The organism is Glutamicibacter sp. FR1 (assembly GCF_047300825.1).
Lineage (GTDB): Bacteria > Actinomycetota > Actinomycetes > Actinomycetales > Micrococcaceae > Glutamicibacter > Glutamicibacter nicotianae.
In genome coordinates this window covers 2332452-2348389 of record NZ_CP178602.1, presented here as the reverse complement: position 1 = coordinate 2348389, position 15938 = coordinate 2332452, and the positions used below count along the sequence as shown (strand labels likewise).

General features: G+C 60.6%; 18 protein-coding genes and 1 pseudogene. 7 read left to right on the top strand and 12 right to left on the bottom strand.

Going from position 1 to position 15938, the window contains the following annotated elements:
* Window positions 1–49 precede the first annotated feature (49 nt).
* Window positions 50–1135, top strand: a complete 1086-nt coding sequence (gene ychF, locus ACLQ8T_RS11310) for a redox-regulated ATPase YchF (RefSeq protein WP_413454686.1) — start codon at window positions 50–52, stop codon at window positions 1133–1135.
* 103 nt (window positions 1136–1238) lie between these two features.
* Here ychF and ACLQ8T_RS11305 read toward each other — a convergent pair whose 3' ends face one another.
* Together ACLQ8T_RS11305 and ACLQ8T_RS11300 are read right to left on the bottom strand one after the other, a co-directional pair.
* The gene (locus ACLQ8T_RS11305) at window positions 1239–2228 is read right to left on the bottom strand and encodes a Clp protease N-terminal domain-containing protein (protein WP_204722576.1); all 990 of its coding nucleotides are present in this window, start codon (window positions 2226–2228) and stop codon (window positions 1239–1241) included.
* Complete coding sequence (locus ACLQ8T_RS11300) at window positions 2225–2470, bottom strand: hypothetical protein (protein ID WP_073705929.1); 246 nt, start codon at window positions 2468–2470, stop codon at window positions 2225–2227. Before ACLQ8T_RS11300 ends, ACLQ8T_RS11305 begins: the two co-directional genes overlap by 4 nt.
* Before the next feature lie 236 nt (window positions 2471–2706).
* Between ACLQ8T_RS11300 and ACLQ8T_RS11295 the strand changes: the two genes are divergently transcribed.
* Window positions 2707–3711 carry an alpha/beta hydrolase gene (locus tag ACLQ8T_RS11295; RefSeq protein ID WP_413454685.1) on the top strand — a complete coding sequence of 335 codons (1005 nt, stop codon included), beginning with the start codon at window positions 2707–2709 and terminating at the stop codon, window positions 3709–3711.
* Between the two features lie 459 nt (window positions 3712–4170).
* On the opposite strand, the gene ACLQ8T_RS11290 is transcribed toward ACLQ8T_RS11295, so the two are convergent.
* From ACLQ8T_RS11290 to ACLQ8T_RS11270, 5 genes are all read right to left on the bottom strand, one after another.
* Window positions 4171–4464: a DUF4287 domain-containing protein gene (locus ACLQ8T_RS11290; RefSeq protein WP_204722574.1), complete on the bottom strand. Its 294-nt coding sequence runs from the start codon at window positions 4462–4464 to the stop codon at window positions 4171–4173.
* A 572-nt stretch (window positions 4465–5036) separates the two neighbouring features.
* Window positions 5037–5876, bottom strand: a complete 840-nt coding sequence (locus ACLQ8T_RS11285; RefSeq protein WP_413454684.1) for an alpha/beta fold hydrolase — start codon at window positions 5874–5876, stop codon at window positions 5037–5039.
* 74 nt (window positions 5877–5950) lie between these two features.
* The gene (locus ACLQ8T_RS11280; protein ID WP_204722571.1) at window positions 5951–6718 is read right to left on the bottom strand and encodes an SCO1664 family protein; all 768 of its coding nucleotides are present in this window, start codon (window positions 6716–6718) and stop codon (window positions 5951–5953) included.
* Window positions 6715–7254, bottom strand: coding sequence for a DUF3090 domain-containing protein (locus ACLQ8T_RS11275; protein ID WP_413454683.1), 540 nt, complete (start codon window positions 7252–7254; stop codon window positions 6715–6717). The genes ACLQ8T_RS11280 and ACLQ8T_RS11275 overlap by 4 nt, the downstream gene beginning before the upstream one ends.
* A gap of 10 nt (window positions 7255–7264) precedes the next feature.
* Window positions 7265–7948 carry a histidine phosphatase family protein gene (locus tag ACLQ8T_RS11270; protein ID WP_413454682.1) on the bottom strand — a complete coding sequence of 228 codons (684 nt, stop codon included), beginning with the start codon at window positions 7946–7948 and terminating at the stop codon, window positions 7265–7267.
* 309 nt (window positions 7949–8257) lie between these two features.
* Here ACLQ8T_RS11270 and ACLQ8T_RS11265 point away from each other — a divergent pair, with 309 nt between their 5' ends.
* Complete coding sequence (locus tag ACLQ8T_RS11265) at window positions 8258–9226, top strand: RluA family pseudouridine synthase (RefSeq protein WP_413454681.1); 969 nt, start codon at window positions 8258–8260, stop codon at window positions 9224–9226.
* 25 nt (window positions 9227–9251) lie between these two features.
* Complete coding sequence (locus tag ACLQ8T_RS11260) at window positions 9252–10094, top strand: MBL fold metallo-hydrolase (RefSeq protein WP_413454680.1); 843 nt, start codon at window positions 9252–9254, stop codon at window positions 10092–10094.
* A gap of 41 nt (window positions 10095–10135) precedes the next feature.
* Here ACLQ8T_RS11260 and ACLQ8T_RS11255 read toward each other — a convergent pair whose 3' ends face one another.
* From ACLQ8T_RS11255 to ACLQ8T_RS11240, 4 genes and pseudogenes are all read right to left on the bottom strand, one after another.
* Complete coding sequence (locus ACLQ8T_RS11255) at window positions 10136–10600, bottom strand: phage tail protein (RefSeq protein ID WP_204722566.1); 465 nt, start codon at window positions 10598–10600, stop codon at window positions 10136–10138.
* 64 nt (window positions 10601–10664) lie between these two features.
* A pseudogene (locus ACLQ8T_RS11250) lies at window positions 10665–11863 on the bottom strand (acyl-CoA dehydrogenase family protein).
* Window positions 11860–12003, bottom strand: a complete 144-nt coding sequence (locus ACLQ8T_RS11245; RefSeq protein WP_413454679.1) for a hypothetical protein — start codon at window positions 12001–12003, stop codon at window positions 11860–11862. The pseudogene ACLQ8T_RS11250 and the gene ACLQ8T_RS11245 overlap by 4 nt, the downstream one beginning before the upstream one ends.
* A 31-nt stretch (window positions 12004–12034) precedes the next feature.
* Window positions 12035–13183, bottom strand: a complete 1149-nt coding sequence (locus ACLQ8T_RS11240) for an acetyl-CoA C-acetyltransferase (protein WP_413454678.1) — start codon at window positions 13181–13183, stop codon at window positions 12035–12037.
* 338 nt (window positions 13184–13521) lie between these two features.
* On the opposite strand from ACLQ8T_RS11240, the gene ACLQ8T_RS11235 reads away from it, so the two are divergent.
* From ACLQ8T_RS11235 to ACLQ8T_RS11225, 3 genes are all read left to right on the top strand, one after another.
* Window positions 13522–14274: a class I SAM-dependent methyltransferase gene (locus ACLQ8T_RS11235; RefSeq protein WP_413454677.1), complete on the top strand. Its 753-nt coding sequence runs from the start codon at window positions 13522–13524 to the stop codon at window positions 14272–14274.
* 64 nt (window positions 14275–14338) lie between these two features.
* Window positions 14339–14824, top strand: a complete 486-nt coding sequence (locus ACLQ8T_RS11230; protein ID WP_413454676.1) for a GNAT family N-acetyltransferase — start codon at window positions 14339–14341, stop codon at window positions 14822–14824.
* Window positions 14805–15332, top strand: a complete 528-nt coding sequence (locus ACLQ8T_RS11225) for a 2'-5' RNA ligase family protein (RefSeq protein WP_413454675.1) — start codon at window positions 14805–14807, stop codon at window positions 15330–15332. Before ACLQ8T_RS11230 ends, ACLQ8T_RS11225 begins: the two co-directional genes overlap by 20 nt.
* Here ACLQ8T_RS11225 and ACLQ8T_RS11220 read toward each other — a convergent pair.
* Window positions 15329–15907 carry a CDP-alcohol phosphatidyltransferase family protein gene (locus tag ACLQ8T_RS11220; RefSeq protein WP_038990642.1) on the bottom strand — a complete coding sequence of 193 codons (579 nt, stop codon included), beginning with the start codon at window positions 15905–15907 and terminating at the stop codon, window positions 15329–15331. The genes ACLQ8T_RS11225 and ACLQ8T_RS11220 overlap by 4 nt on opposite strands.
* Between the last annotated feature and the right edge of the window lie 31 nt (window positions 15908–15938).

Here is a 15938-nt window from a genome sequence, read left to right as displayed (position 1 = left end):
CAGTACACCATTGCGCGCTCATCACTAGTAAAAGGTAGAATTTTCTCCCGTGGCTCTTACTATCGGAATCGTCGGACTGCCCAACGTCGGCAAGTCCACCATGTTCAACGCGCTGACCCGTGCCCAGGTGCTGGCGGCCAACTACCCGTTCGCAACCATTGAACCGAATGTCGGTGTCGTGCCGTTGCCCGACGAGCGCCTGAAGGTGCTCGCCGGAATCTTCAACTCGGAGCGCATCCTGCCGGCAACCGTGTCCTTCGTGGACATCGCCGGCATCGTCAAGGGCGCCTCGGAGGGCGAAGGCCTGGGCAACAAGTTCCTCGCGAACATCCGCGAAGCCGACGCCATCTGCCAGGTGACCCGCGCGTTCGTGAACGATGACGTGATCCACGTGAACGGCAAGGTCGATCCGGAGTCGGACATTGAGACCATCGCCACCGAGCTGATCCTCGCCGACCTGCAGACCATCGAGAACCAGTTGCCGCGCCTGGAGAAGGAGCTGCGCAGCAAGAAGATCGAGAAGTCCTTCATGGACAACCTGCTGGCAGCCCAGAAGGTGCTCGAGGACGGCAAGACCCTGTTCGCCGCGGGCAAGGCCGCCGGCATCGACATGGACGAGCTGGCACCGATGCAGCTGATGACCACCAAGCCGTTCATCTACGTCTTCAACACCGACGAGGCAGGCCTGGCCGACAAGGACATGCAGGCCAAGCTCTCCGAGCTGGTGGCCCCTGCCGAGGCGATCTTCCTGGACGCCCAGTTCGAGGCCGAGCTGGCCGAGCTGGAAGAAGACGAAGCCGCCGAGATGCTGGAAGACGCCGGCATCGAGGAATCCGGCCTGGACAAGCTGGCCCGCGTCGGCTTCGACACCCTGGGACTGCAGACCTACCTGACCGCAGGTCCGAAGGAATCGCGCGCCTGGACCGTCCGCAAGGGCGCCACCGCCCCCGAGGCTGCCGGCGTCATCCACACCGACTTCCAGCGCGGCTTCATCAAGGCCGAGGTCATCGGCTTCGATGACTTGGTCGCCGCCGGTTCGGTGTCCAACGCCAAGTCCGCCGGCAAGGCCCGTATCGAAGGCAAGGACTACATCATGAAGGACGGCGACGTCGTCGAGTTCCGGTTTAACGTGTAGTCGAGTTTCGCTTTAACGTCTGGTTCAAGTGCCCGGATCTCCCTGTGTGAGATTCGGGCACTTGATTTATATGCCACAAGCAAGCAGTTCGCCGTCGCCAGGGCTAGCGGAATGTTCGGCTGATCGCGCTGCCAGTTTGGAACAGGGTGATCCACACCAGAAACTTTTGGATTGGACGTAGCGGCCATGCGACAAGTCCTCGCCACCCTTGGCGTCGCGACCATGACCTACTAATTCGTACATGGGTGCCACCGGTCGTGTTCACTAAGGTGAATTCCGTCAGAACCGAATTACTTTGTGCGACGTCGGGATATCCGAAGCTCCATGCGATCCTCTCCGGTTGGTGAATTGCGATGAGTTCAACACTGCGTCGACGAAACTGAGGTTTGATCTTCACAGGCTTCCCGTCCGGGTAATTTGTGGGCGCAACGCCTTCCCAAACCGTACCTGGCGTCGCTTCCTGACTGGTCTGATCGAGGATGCCGATGCTCGGTTCCCACTCGGGGATACGTGCGGGGTCTGCGAGGAACGCCCACACTTCGTCCAGCGGTGCGGATACGAAAGTCTCAGTCGTTCCCGTGGTCCGCCCCTTCACTTTCGCTGTGGCGGGCATGGACTTCGTGGAGGGCGAGTCTGCCCGATCGAGGCGTTCGATGAGCGCATCGGATGTCGTGCCAAGGCGGCCGAGGATATCCGTGATCAGACCGCTGGGTTCTGCGACGAGTTCCCGGAGAACGGCGGCTGCGTCGCCTGACTTGCCTTTGCTGCTGGACCTCGCGATGAGGTCCCGAGCGCGAGCAGTCCACTCGTACCCATCTGTCTCGTGGAACACGATGCGCCCGGCCTCAGGGAACGACGCCTCGATGTCGAGTGAGGCCAGCTGTGCATCACGTTGTTCCTCGACGGCGAGGCGGGCGCTGTCGATGTCGATACCCAGCTCGCGCAGTGCGCGGCCGGCAGACTGGTCGTTGATGACCAATGCGAGGAACAGGTGGTCGATGTCGGCTTCGCGGAGCCCGAGCCGGGATGCTTCCTCCATGGCGGCCAGGGAAAGCGATTGGCTGGTTTGAGCGGCGCGGACGAGTTTGTTCATTTGTTCCTCCTGGGTGTCGAGATCGCGGGATCAATTCTTTTGGAGTGCTTCTTGTGGGCGGCTTGTCGCGTCACTCCGAGCGCGTCGGCGATCTCCTGCCAACTCATGCCTGAACGCAACGCGGCCTCGACCTGCCGAAGTTCCAAGGTGTCCGCGAGTACGCGTAAGGACGTTACGGCCCGCAATCCTGCTTTCGGGTCGCTGGTATCGGCTGCTACTGCTGCGATCCGCGGAGACTCCATGCCGTCAACCTACGTTGCTAAGCAATGGGTTGTCAACCTGGGTTGCTTCCTTGCTCGGCGGGCTCGATAATCGCAGGGCCAGGAGAAGGTCGGCACTTCGAGGGATTCGCCGGGTTCTCAGAGGTTGGTACGTGCGGCGACGCAGTTGAATTTAGGTTCAATGTCTAATACAGGCTTCTGACCCACCTACCTGCGCATCAGTCCCTGACACCGGGCACTCCCGTAACATTGAGGGTATGAATGGGGCCTTTTCAAGGAGCCGAGCGAAGGTGCCACCGGCGCGAGCTGGCCGACTCGACTCCACGGACCGCCGGTACGAGCCTTTCGTACGCCTCGTCCCTGCACCAGTGCGGCGGGTGGCCTCATCATGGAGGTGGGATGCGCCGGACGGGGGTGGTTCGTGGGACCTGCACATCGAGCACGTGGGTGCCCCGGCGGCTCCGGTCCGAATGCTGCTGGTCCATGGAGCGGGAGGGAACGCGGCGGCGATGTGGCCCTACGCTGCACACCTGAGTCGCCTGGGTGCTCGGGTTACGGTGGTCGATCTGCCCGGTTACGGGCGAACGGTCCGGGTGCGGCGTGGACGCCGCAGCGTCAGTTATGGCGACTGGCTGCAGCTGCTCGTCGATCTCGTGGGTCGCGAGCATGACGAGCGGCCACTTGTCGTCGTCGGGGCGAGCATGGGTGGTGCCCTCGCGGTCGACACGGCTGCAGTGACCGGACTGGCCAAGCGGGTCATCGCGACCTGCCTGCTCGACCCGAGTCGGCCGGGCATCGCTGCCGCCATCGTGCGAGCCCCGTGGATAGCGCGGCTGGGATTGCCACTGCTGCAGTTCGCCCGGGGGCCAGCGGCGAATCTACGGATCCCGGTCCGCGTGCTGACCCCTATGTCTGCGATCTCAAACGACCATGGCCTCAGTCATGCAGTGCTCACCGACCCGTGCGGCGGTGGTGGCTCGATGCCGGTGGGCTGGTACCGCTCGTTCCTCGAGGCAGGTCCGGCTATTCGACCCGAGCAATACCAAGGACCACCGGTCGTGCTGTTGCATCCGGCCGAGGATCGTTGGACTATGCCGGAGCTCAGCCTCGACTACCTCGGTCGGCTTCAAGGCAAGACCCGCGTCGTGATGCTTCCTGGCTGCGGCCACTTCCCCCTCGAGGAGCCCGGCTTCCAGGTCCTCCTGGACGAGGTTTCGGATGAGATTGAACAGGTGCTGGATGACCAGCGGAGAGGCAGCTGAGTCGGCCGTGCGAGGTGAGGGACCGTAGCCCTGAGACCGGTCTGGCCCGGTGAGGCGTGCATGCGTTCCTAGCCGTGGCGACGTGCTCGAGTTCCGCTTCAACGTCTAGAATCGCGTGAACTCAGCACTCCTCCTTCCGCCCTGAACCGCGGAAAGGGGGAGAGTTCGTATTTAATGCCAATCTCGCCAGAACTTGTCCTGCGCGTGACCCTGCTATCGGCCGGGAATAACTGCCTGGAAACGAGTCGCGGTGTACCTCGGCGTCTCGATCGTAGGTCTGGCCTTGTTCCTTGCAGCCTATTGCCTCATTTCGGGCAGGCAGTTGCTTGAAGCGCTTGACAGTTTTTGGATCGCAATCACGATTGCAATGGCCGTTTCAGGAGTTACTGCAGTTCGCGACCAACGGGAGGACGCTGGGAGCATGCCTGGTGAACAGGACCTTTAGCTTTCGTGTTTGGCTCACTTGGAGGGTTTTGTCGCGATGCCGTCGAGCCAAAGCACATCTGATTCGTCATTGTGCGTGCCGCCGGATCCAACATGTTTGCTGGAGATGCCAGATCCCTTCTGGATGACATGCACCAATGCCATGCCATGACCTCTTCCCAGTTCGTAGTCAGCCTTGAGCCAAGCCAGGATTTCCCCTGCTTTGACACCCTCCTGGTCAAGACCTTTTTCGTGGGCGATTTCGACAAGCTGGCGCGGAGTAAGTCCGGTCTTTTTCTCGATGGTGTCCAGATAGGCCTGGAATGACATGGCGAATCCCTTCGATGGCCTGAAAGCGTGGCATGAACATTACTACCGTAACCGCATGCGAACAATAGAAGCATTGGCTGAGTGCGCTTCAGGTATGTTCGGCATCAAGCGGAGGTTCCGTGTTCTTGCTATGAAGTCTAGTTCCGTCCGACGAATTCCAACGTGTAATTTTCGGAAGTTGGCAGGTGCCCGGGATCATTTTCCCAAGGTATGTAATCGACCGGGTGAAGGTATCCGCCAACAACCCAAAGGTTTAGTTGCCCAAGGTGTTCTCCACCTTTTCCAACGTCGACGGTGGAGAATGGGCCACCGCCATGCCGGATACTGCGGCAATCTCGCTTGCTAGTGAACGAAATCAAGAAGCACTCGCAGTCCTCGAACTCGTAGCCGCCCCAGCGCGCATACTCCAGCTGCTGTCGGGCTAGAGCCGATTCTGCATCTGTGCCGCTGCAGAGCAAAGTCAGCAGCTCTAGTTCAGAAGGCCTAAGTTCTTCGCCTGGTGTACGGGGCGGCATATGGTCCATGAGGAAAGTCTATACTGGCCTGTGACTAGTGCTCGAATCGCTGCTTGCCTACAGGTGCAGCATTGAATCAGCAACTTGGGGGATTGCCGAAGTCGGTATGGCAGTCGAAGCGTTTTCAAGCACGAGCAAGGTAGCGTTTGGGATCTCCCGGGCCAGGGCTTCGCCATTGCCGAGGGGGAAGAACGGATCCTTGGCTCCGTGTACGACCAGTGCGGGGATGGCTAACTCGGGAAGCCGTTCGCGCCAGCGTGGAGCGCAGTCCAGCTTGGAAAAGACAATCCCGATCTGGTTTGCCATGTGGACTTCTGGATCTGCGCTCGCCGTACGGTCCCAGATGCGGGAGGCTAGATCCAGTGCAGCTTCCGGTTCGTTGCCAAGGATTTGGGAGCCCTCGGCGGAGTGTCGGGCAACGGACTCGCGGTCTGCCCAATCTGGCATGGGGCGGGAGAATAGCTTGCCCATGGTTGCTTGGTCATGGTCTGGCAGATCCTTGTCCACCGGTCCTGGAGCGACTGGCCGTGTGCCAACCAATGTCAGGGCGCTAAATCTTTCAGGGTAATCCAGCGCCGCCACCTGGGCGATCATCCCGCTGACCCCAATACCCGCCACATGTGCTGGACGGTCATCCAGCAGTTCAGCCAGTGCCGCGGCATCAGCAGCAAGATCACGCAGGTTGTATCCGGGTTTCATCGGGTTCCCTGCGGCTGATTCTCCGCAATCCCGGAGGTCGTAGCGCACCACATGGCGCCCACCAGCGGCCAATGCCTCGCATAGGGCCTCGGGCCAGGCAAGCATGGTTGCGCCGCCAACGAGCAGAATCAATGGATCGTTTTCGTTTCCGAAGGATTCGACACCGAGGTCTACCTTGTTTGCCTTGAACGTTCCCATGTGCGACCTGTCCTTTGCTATCCGACTCCAAGAATGGCTTGCAGGCTGCCTTGCGGTCAACAGAAAACTCCATGCTAGAAAAGCGGCCAGGGCACGGCAGGCATCTGCCCGCGATGCGCAGGGAATCGCCCTTCACTGAGCAGATCTGTGCAACGGTCGGCGAGCGCCGCGACTTCTTCACCGGTCAGCAGCGCGGCCAGTTCTTGCCCAAGATCTGCGTCCAGTACATCACTGACCCTCTGGATACCGGCCAGTTCGTCCTCCGTCAGCGGTTGGCCAACCCACCCCCAAAGCACGGTGCGCAGTTTGTGCTCTTCGTTGAAGCAGAGGCCGTGGTCGACACCGTAGCGGTGGCCATCTGGCATGGCTAGCACGTGATCGCCTTTGCGGTCGGCATTGTTGACCAGCACATCGAAGACTGCCATGCGTCGCAGGGCAGGAGTATCTTCGTGAAGCAGAGCCATAGGATGCCCCGATTCGTCCTCTCCGTGCAGGACGGTCTTCCAGCCGTCTTCAGGCACCTCGTCCGCGGCGACGATGTCTACCGGGCGCTGTTCTCGATCAATTTCTTGCCATAGCTGCACCATGCCTTCGCCGAATCGCCCGTCGCGCAGCCACGTCTGGGGGACTAGGTTCCAGCCCAGGGCTTCAGATACTCGGAAGGCGGCAACCTCGCGGTAGGCCAGCGATCCATGGGGAAAATCCCAAAGGGGTTTCTCTCCAGCTATGGGCTTGTAGACAACGCTGTTTTGACCGATGTTGCCCAAGAACGTCGCATTGGAAGCGGTGGTGATGCGGCCGGTCAGTTCCAGCTGCGCAGTCAGCAGATCGGGCGCATTCACTGTCGGTTCTCGTCCCTGCAGGTATGCCCATCCGGATCAATCGGATAACCGCAGTTGGAACACACCGGCCGTCCAGCGGCCACGATCTCGTGGGTGCGCATCGCAAAAGCGCGAGCGGTGCCTACGGGCATGCGCACGCGCATGACTGCGCCCGGTCCATCCGGATCGAAATTCTCGTCATCTTCGTCATTCAGGGAGAAAGCTTCCAGAACTACCTGCGCTACTGTTGCGTCCCATCCGAGATTCATCGATCCGACGCGGAATGATTCGTTCACTTCTTCCAGTGGATCGTTGTCGACCAGTTCCACCGGGGTATGTTCGGGAACGTTGAAAGGGTTGCCCTTGACCGTGGAAAGCTGATCCAGGATCTCGTCAATCATCTCTGCAACCACTGCGGCTTGCTGCTTTTCCAAAGCGATGCTGGAAAGCTCCGAGCCGGCTCTTGCCTGCAGGTAGAAGGTTCGGGACCCGGGCGCGCCGATGGTGCCAATGACAACGCGATCCGGCCAGTTGAATTCGTTGACTGTTGCCGTCATTTCAGTCTCCTTAGTGTCCTGCTCCGCCGCCGACTGGGGCATCGGTTGTCTTGAGGCCGGGGGCTAGCCACGAGAGGTCTCCGGCGTCGGTGTTGATGGAGTACACGCGGGGCGTGCCGGGCCCGTAGTGCACAATCGATGCGGACGCCGGGCCCACATTGATGCGTTGGAACAGATCCAAATGCATGCCCAGCGCGTCAGCCAGTACCGACTTGATGATATCGCCATGGCTGAATGCCGCCCAGACTGCTTCAGCACCATGCTCGGCTTCGATCGCCGCGTCATGGCGCCTGATGGCTGCTACAGCCCGGGATTGCATTCCGGCCATGGATTCCCCGCCCGGGAAGGTCACCGCTGACGGCGCGGACTGCACTGTTTTCCAAAGTTCCTCGGCAGCCAAGTCCTGCAGCTTGCGGCCCTGCCACAGGCCGTAGTCGCATTCCGAGAGTTCTGGCTCAATCAGCAATTGTGCGGCTTTGCTTTGCTGTTGCATGGCGAATTCCGCTGTCTGCACGCAGCGTTCCAGCGGGCTTGAGACGATGCCAGCCAGGGGGATTGCCGCTAGCCGCTCGGCGGTGCGGATCGCCTGTTCTTCCCCGGTATCGTCGAGGAACACGGAGGGCGTGCGTCCAGCCAGTATGCCGGTGGCGTTGGCGGTGGTACGTCCGTGCCGTACAAGTATTACTGTGGCCATGAACCCAGCCTAGTCATGGAGAAGAAGCCAGGCGACTATTGGACCGGCATCCTTTGTGCTATTTCAAATGGCCGCCAGGACCGGCTATTGCTCCGCGCCATGTTCATCACGGCCTGATAGCTCCTGAAAATTTTGTGAGTTCAGTGCTCATCACTGCTAGTTCGCTCGTACCGGATAGTTGCCACGGGGTACGATGAAGGTTGGCCAATTCGGGGCGGCAGCTCCCGGAAGTCCCTTGAAAATGACCCGCCGTGAACGGCGATGCCATGATCCACTCATGGATGTGGCCCCTAAATGGAGTGATAGTTCTTGTCTGGAGTCTTCCAGCATCCATCGGCAGAAGTGCGGTCTGATTCCCAGATGTACACCATTGTCATCGACGGCGAGCACGCCGGCCGGCGCATCGAAAAGTTCCTGAGATCCCGGCTCAAAACGGTCCCGGCAGGAGAACTGTTCCGGCTCATGCGCAAAGGGCACCTGCGCGTGAACGGCAAGAAAGTCCAAGAAGGCTACCGGCTGGCCGAAAATGACAAGATTACCCTGCCGGCGCTACTTGCGGCACCGGGCCAGGCACCAGAACACGACGTCCCGGAGTACTTGGTCAGGCAGCTGCGCAACACTGTGGTGCACGAGGACCAGGATGTGCTGGTCATCGACAAGCCTGCTGGCATCGCCGTGCACCAAGGTACCGATAATCCTGCGGGCGTGATCGAAGTTTTCCGCCAGTTGCGCCCGGAACTGCCTGATCTGGAATTGACTCACCGTCTGGATCGCGACACTTCAGGGCTGCTGGTGCTGGCGAAGACCCCAAGCATGCTGCTGCGCTATCTGCATGAGTTGCTCCGGGACCGGGAAGACGAAATTGAACGCCACTACCTGGCGCTCGTGGCAGGGCACTGGAAGCAGGGCATCGAATCGATCCACGCGCCGCTGCTGCGCCGCGCCGACAAGGTCGTGGTTGACCCGCACGGGCAACGAGCCGAGACCCGCGTCGTGGTCAGGCAACGCGTAGGACAGCGCGCCACCATCTTGGATGTGCAACTGACGACCGGACGCAAGCACCAGATCCGTGTCCACCTGCAAAGCCAAGGGCATCCGATTGCCGGTGATGACAGGTATGGTTTTGCGAAGTTCAATCGCCGTGTTGAACAGCTAGGAGGCCGCGGGCTGTTCTTGCATGCGACTAAGCTGGTGATTCCCAAGCCCGATGGCCAGGAACTGGTGGTCGAGGCACCCATGCCGCTGCGCTGGAAACAGTTGCTGAAGGCAGGACTCTAGCCAAGCAGAACCGGCAGGACGGCAGATGATGGTTGAACGACGCTGGAACCAAATAGCCCAGGGAGTATTCCAGAGGCGATATGATCCGTTGGACATCTCCGTTGGCGCGGTGCTCGGCGGACACGGCGTGACGATTATCGATACCCGCAATAACGCACGCGAGGCACAAGAAATCATCGACGAGGCCACAGCGCAGTTTGGTCTTCCAATCGTTGCAGTGATCAACACGCACGCCCACTACGACCACACCTTCGGCAATCAGCTCTTTGCCCAGAAGGGAATCCCGATTTACGGCCATCACCGGATCCCCGCGCATTTCGAGCAATTCGAGAAGCCCCGGCTTGAGTTGGTTCGGCGCTCGCCGGAACTCGAACCCGACATGGATTGGGACGGTGTGCAGGTGACACCGCCGAGCCACCTGCTGGAACAACCCTGCATGCTGAGCCTTGGCGGGCGGGACATCGAGGTAATCCCGCTGGGAGCAGGGCACACCGACACCGACCTGGCGATCCATATTCCTGATGCCATGACCTGGTTCCTGGGCGATATCATCGAGCAGTCGGGCCCGCCGATGTTCGGGTCGGGCGCCCATCCAATGGGCTGGCCAGGGGTGCTCGAATCCCTGCTAAAGCACATCCAGCCCGGTGACGTGGTAGTTCCTGGCCACGGGGAACCTGTGGGAAGGGAATTCGTGATCCAGCAACTGCACTGCTTCGAGCAGCTCGCAGCGACCCTGGGTGCGGCGCTTCAGAACGGTACAGATATCAAAGACATCGTGTTCCCGGCTGAAGTGCGCGCGTTGTGGCCTGCTGATTTCCTGCTAGAGGCAGCCAAGGATGCCTACGCGCAGTTGCCGGGTGCCCAGTAGGATCCACGAAAGCGCGGGGCAGCAGTCCATTCTTCGAAAGGTCAGTATTCGTTCTTGATCACGAAGTAGGAGCCGCGGATGGTTCCTGCCAGCTTGGACTTCTGCCGCGCGAACTTGAACTTCTCTTGCAGCTCGTCTGGCACCTCCATGCCGTCACTGAGCTTGAAGCCGACGGCGCGCTTCTCACCGGGTTCCAAGCCGTAGAGGACATTAATGGACAGGCCTGACTCGTAGAAGACGTAGGCGCGCTTGGCCCCGTCGGCCTCGAAGATGGTCGCCTGCAGCGGCGTGGATGCGATATGCAGGTCGCGTTCTTCGGCAAGAATCTTGTTCACCCACGCAATGGCGTCTTGGGCGTCGGCCGCTTGCTCGACGGCAAAGTCGTGGTTGAACTTGTTCTTCAGATAACGCGCTTCGTTGGCGCGCAAGCCTGCGAGTGCATCGGCAACGGGCGAGGACTCAAGGCCCTGGGTGGAGACGTCCTTGAAATCGACTAGGTATGGCATGGGCAGTCCTTCGGGGGTTGGCCAAGCGGTAACGCAAGATTCATCATTATCGTACTCCGCGGTACTAGCTGAAGGCGCTGAAGCCCGTCAGATCCTTGCCGAGAATCAATGCCTGGACCGACTCCGTTCCCTCGTAGGTGTGCAGCGCCTCGATGTCCCCGAGATGGCGAATAACATGATTTTCCAGCAGGATTCCATTGCCGCCGAGCAGATCACGCGCGGTGGATGCGATCCTGCGGGCAGCGCGGGTGTTATGGAACTTCAGCAATGATGCCTGAGTGTCCTTCAACTGGCCGGCGGCCTGGATGCCGGCTACGGCGGCACACTGCAACTGCATATTGGTGATTTCGGCCAGCATCTGCGCCAAGCGTTCCTGGATCATCTGATGCGCAGCGAGCGGTTTGCCGAACTGCGTGCGCTGCTTGGCATACTGCAGTGCAGCTTCAAAGAGGAACTGCGCATGGCCCAGAGCCGACCAGCCGACATTCACCCGGGTATCAACCAGCGCCCGCGAGACATCCTTGAACGATTCCGCCCCGGTGAGACGGGCGGACTCCGGGACGCGAACATCCGTCAGCCGGATCTCTGCCTGCTCGATGGCGCGCAGCACGCCCTTGCCGCGCACCGGGGCGGTCTCGTAGCCGGGGGTGCGCTGGTCGATAATGAACCCCTTGACCTGCGAATCGGCAACATCCCGCGCCCACACGATGGTGATGCCGCCGGCAGCTCCATTGCCGATCCATTTCTTGTGCCCATTGATGATCCAGTGCTTCCCGTCGCGCCGGGCGCTGGATTCCAGGCCCACAGCGTCCGAACCATGGTGAGGTTCGGTCAGCGCGAAGCCACCGAGCAACTTACCTGAAGCCACCGGTTCCAGGTATTGCTCCTGCTGTTCGGGGCTGCCGAAGAATTGTAGGCTGCGCAAGACCAGGCCGCCCTGCACTGCAGCTGCCGCGGCCATCGAGCCATCGGCACGAGACAGCTCCATGGCCACCAGTCCGGCGGCCAGCGGGGAGAAGTGTGCGTGGCCGGGGATCCTCAGCCCGTCGGTGAACAGATCAAGCTCGCCCATGCGCCGGACCAGATCCAACGGGTAATGCCCGTTCTCCCAGTGCTCGTTGATGACCGGCAGGATCTCTTCGCCGTATTGCCGGGCGCGAGCCCAATGCCTGCGATCCTCGTCGGTGGCAGTCGCAAAGCGGACAGGTAATCGACATCCACCGCGGTGGCGAGGTCGTAAGGTGCCCACGGGTCGCGGTTCATTGCGCGCCGCCCGAAGCCTGGTTGCGTTCAGCGCGAAACTGTCGTTTGAGCAATTTGCCCGATTGGTTGCGGGGCAGCTGTGCGGCAATGGTGTTCTGGTCATCGGGTTTCATCGCCGTAGCGGCGGGCAATGCGCTCATGGGTGGTGTCCTTTGTGGCCGGTGCCGGAAGCTAGAGGCGTTCGATGATAGTGACGTTGGCCTGGCCACCGCCTTCGCACATGGTCTGCAAGCCAAAGCGGGTATCGCTGCGTTCCAGCTCGTGCAGCAGGGAGGTCATCAGTCGTGCGCCGGTGGCACCAATCGGATGGCCCAAAGCAATGGCGCCGCCGTTGACATTGACCTTGGACATGTCGGCACCGGTTTCCTGCTGCCACGCAAGGACCACCGCGGCGAAGGCTTCGTTGATCTCAATGCGGTCCATGTCCTCGATGCGCATGCCAGCGCGGGCCAGAGCATGCTGGGTGGCGCGGATCGGCGCTGAAAGCATCATGACCGGGTCATCGCCTCGGGCAGAGATGTGGTGGATGCGGGCGCGGGGCTTGAGCCCATAGCGCTTGACCGCGGACTCCGAGGCAATGAGCAGCATGGCGGCGCCATCAGACATCTGCGATGCGGTAGCCGCTGTATGCACTCCTCCGTCGATGATCGGGGCCAGTGATTGCATCTTGGCGCGGTCCACAGGGCGCGGGCCCTCGTCGGCGGCCAAGCCATCCAGGGCCAGGATCTCGCGGTCGAAGTATCCTTGCGTTTGGGCGTTCAACGCGCGCTCATGGGAACGCACGGCAAAGTCCTCCAACTGGGTGCGGTCCAGGCCCCAGCGCTCCGCCATCATTTCTGCACCGCGGAACTGGGAAATTTCCTGCTCGCCGTAGCGTGCAGCCCATCGCTTGGAGCCGGAGTAGGGGTCAGGGAAGCCGAAGTCCGTGGCGGCTGCATTGGAGTAGGAGAGCGGGATGCTGGACATGGATTGGACGCCGCCGGCAATGACGAGGTCACTGGTGCCGCTCATGACCGCCTGCGCCGCGTAGGAGACCGCTTGCTGCCCGGATCCGCACTGGCGTTCCACCGTGGTCCCGGGTACGTGCTCCGATAGGCCGGCAGCCAGCCATGCGTTGCGGGCAATGTCCATGGCTTGGGGCCCCAGCTGGTCGATGCAGCCGAGGATGATCTCATCGTATTGCTCGGAGTCAATGTTGTTGCGGGTCACCAGCTTCGCCAGCGGTGCCGCAGCGAGATCCAGTGGATGGAGCTGTGCCAGCGATTTCCCCCGGCGTCCAACCGGTGTACGCAGCGCATCAATGATGTAGGCCTCGGCCATGGAGCTCCTCCATTAGGGGTTTCGAGCAGACCGGAAACGTCTGTTGAACCAACAATGCCCAATTCACCATCAGTTGTCTAGGTCACAATTGATGTGGTTGGCTTGGGGATATGCATGTTGTGCCGGAGCGACTACTGATTAGTAGGAGCGGCTGGGGCAAAGTTCCATGCGAAGAATTATTGCGCGATTGGTGCGGACCGTAGGATGCCTGACGAGACAGCGCATGCCGGCAGCGAAGCAACCGACAATGAGCCGGCTTCACCTAGGCAAGGCAAGAATTGTTGCGCACCCCGGCACCTCGACCGGAAACTCTGAGAACGGAATAGGACCACGTGAGCATGACCGACTATGATCCACGAATCACGGAACTCTACGACACGGATAATCCCGATGGACCGGATCATGATTATTACCGTGCACTCGCGGCTGAAACCCAAGCCGATCGGATCCTGGATCTAGGCTGCGGCACTGGGCTCTTGACGGTAACGCTTGTTGGCGAGCGAAGAACTGTTGTAGGCGTTGACCCCTCACCGGTAATGCTTTCCTACGCCAGGCGTCGGCCCGAAGCTGGGAGAGTCACCTGGATCGACGGCGATTCTTCGGCTATCGAAGGCGGGCCCTTCGACTTGATGGTGATGACTGGGAACGTCGCCCAGCACATCCCTGGCCAGCAGTGGGAACGAACCTTGAAACAACTGCGCGAAGCTGCGAGGCCCGGCACGGTGCTGGCTTTTGAAAGCAGGAACCCGTCGACGCGTGCCTGGCAGAAGTGGGATGCTGAAGAATCCACCACTCGGCAGACGCCATTCGGCCCGCTGACCGAATGGTTCGATGCCGACGAAATCAGCTCGGGTCTCGTCCGCCTAATGTCCTACGCCAAGTTCGATCAGTCGCAGGAAGTAGTGGTAGAGGAACTGGAATTGGTCTTCCGCAGCGCCGAGCAGATCAGCGGAGATCTTGCCGCAGCAGGGTTCGAGGTGCGCGCTATCTGGGGCGACTGGACGCGAGAACCATTCAACGGCGAGCAGCCGCTGATGATCTTCGAAGCTGAAGCGGCCAAGGGAAAAACCGGGGCGACGGCTCATGGATAAGCGGTCTTCACAGCTCCGGGTAACCAGGCTTTCCATCGAACAGGCAGCCTGCTTGCAGCGGTTGATGGAAAGCAACCCGGGGTATTCGCAACGTGTTACCGGCGCAGTTCCCGCAGCTGATGCCGCAATCGAGGCATTGACCGCCCTGCCGCCGACGGCGCGGGCCGAGCAGAAAATCGATCTTGGCCTTTGGCTGGATGCAGAACTCGTCGGATTCGCTGATCTGATTGTCGGCTGGCCGAGAACGGACACGGTCCACATCGGTTTGCTCATGATTGACGGCGCAAGGCAAGCAGAGGGGTTGGGGAAGCAGATCCATGAAGAGGTACTCACGCTGGTGCAGGAGTATCCGTCGATCACCACCTGCCGGATAACAATTGTCGATACGAATGCCGCCGAAGCGGAACCGTTCTGGACGAGCCTTGGCTACAGGCCTACCGGGGAGGCCAGCAACCATGCGGCAGGGAACCAGAAGTCATGCGCCCGTACATGGACGCGTCCGGTGACAAGCACGAGAAAGGAGTACCTGGATGAGCAGATCCCCAGATAACATCCTGTTGCGTCTCTTGGCCGAGCAGGAGCAGCAAGTGCGGGAAATCTTTGCCCAGCTGGAAAAGCGAGGGTTTCCAGCACAACACCAGACTCCGCATATCACCATCACCTTTTCGCCCAGCATGAGCGATGCTGTAGCGCAGCGGGCCGCAGAACTGCTTCCAGATCTCATCCCCGCCTGCTTCCACCGGGTGGGCACGATTGTTTTCGGTACCAAGCGCAAGCAGACGGTTGCCTGGCTGCTGGAAACGACCGACGCCCTGGAAATGGCGGCCCGGGAAATCAGCGCCGTGAATCCCGACGGACGAGGACCCAGATGGACCCCGCATCTGACCATGGGCCTGCGCCTTCCACGCGAGATCGTTCCCGACTATATCCGTGCACTGGATGAGCTGGCATCAGCGCAGCTCAGGGAACTGACTGCTTGCAGGGCAGCACTGTGGAAGCCCAGGCTGCAGGAATTGACGCTCTTGGCCGGCGACATGGAGCACAACGGCCGTGACTAGCTGGCCGAGGACCTCTGCGTTTTGGCCGAAGCACGCATAATGCGCAGATAGCCGAAGCCGACAAATAGATGCAGCACCGTGCCGGCTGCCAAAATGGCTACGCCCGGTGCGGCCAGCACCGTAAATTCGGGGATTCTGCCAAAGGCCACGCAGGCCAGGCCCAGCATCATGATGGCAGTGCGGATCTTTCCCAGCCATGTGGAAGCCGGCGGGGATTCAAGGCGCAAGAAGAAATAGGTGCACAGCAGAACCAGGTCAGTGACGAAAACGGCCAGGCCAACCCAGACCGGGATCGCTCCGCTAATTACCAGCGCGATAGCGATAGCCACGATGCCCAAGCGATCGGCAATGGGATCCAGCAGGATGCCAAGCTGCGAGACCTGGTTGAACTTGCGGGCGATAAACCCGTCAACCCAGTCACTGAGGCCGAAGGCAAGAAGCAGCACCGCAGTCAGCACCGGTTCGGTATCGGCCACCAGAAAGCCAACGATGGGAAGAACCAGGAGAAAACGAATGATCGTGATGGCGTTCGGAATCGTCGCCCATTCATGTTTGCGTACCGCGCGCGTTTCCACTGTTTTCCCCTTTCCCTTAGTTGAACGATGA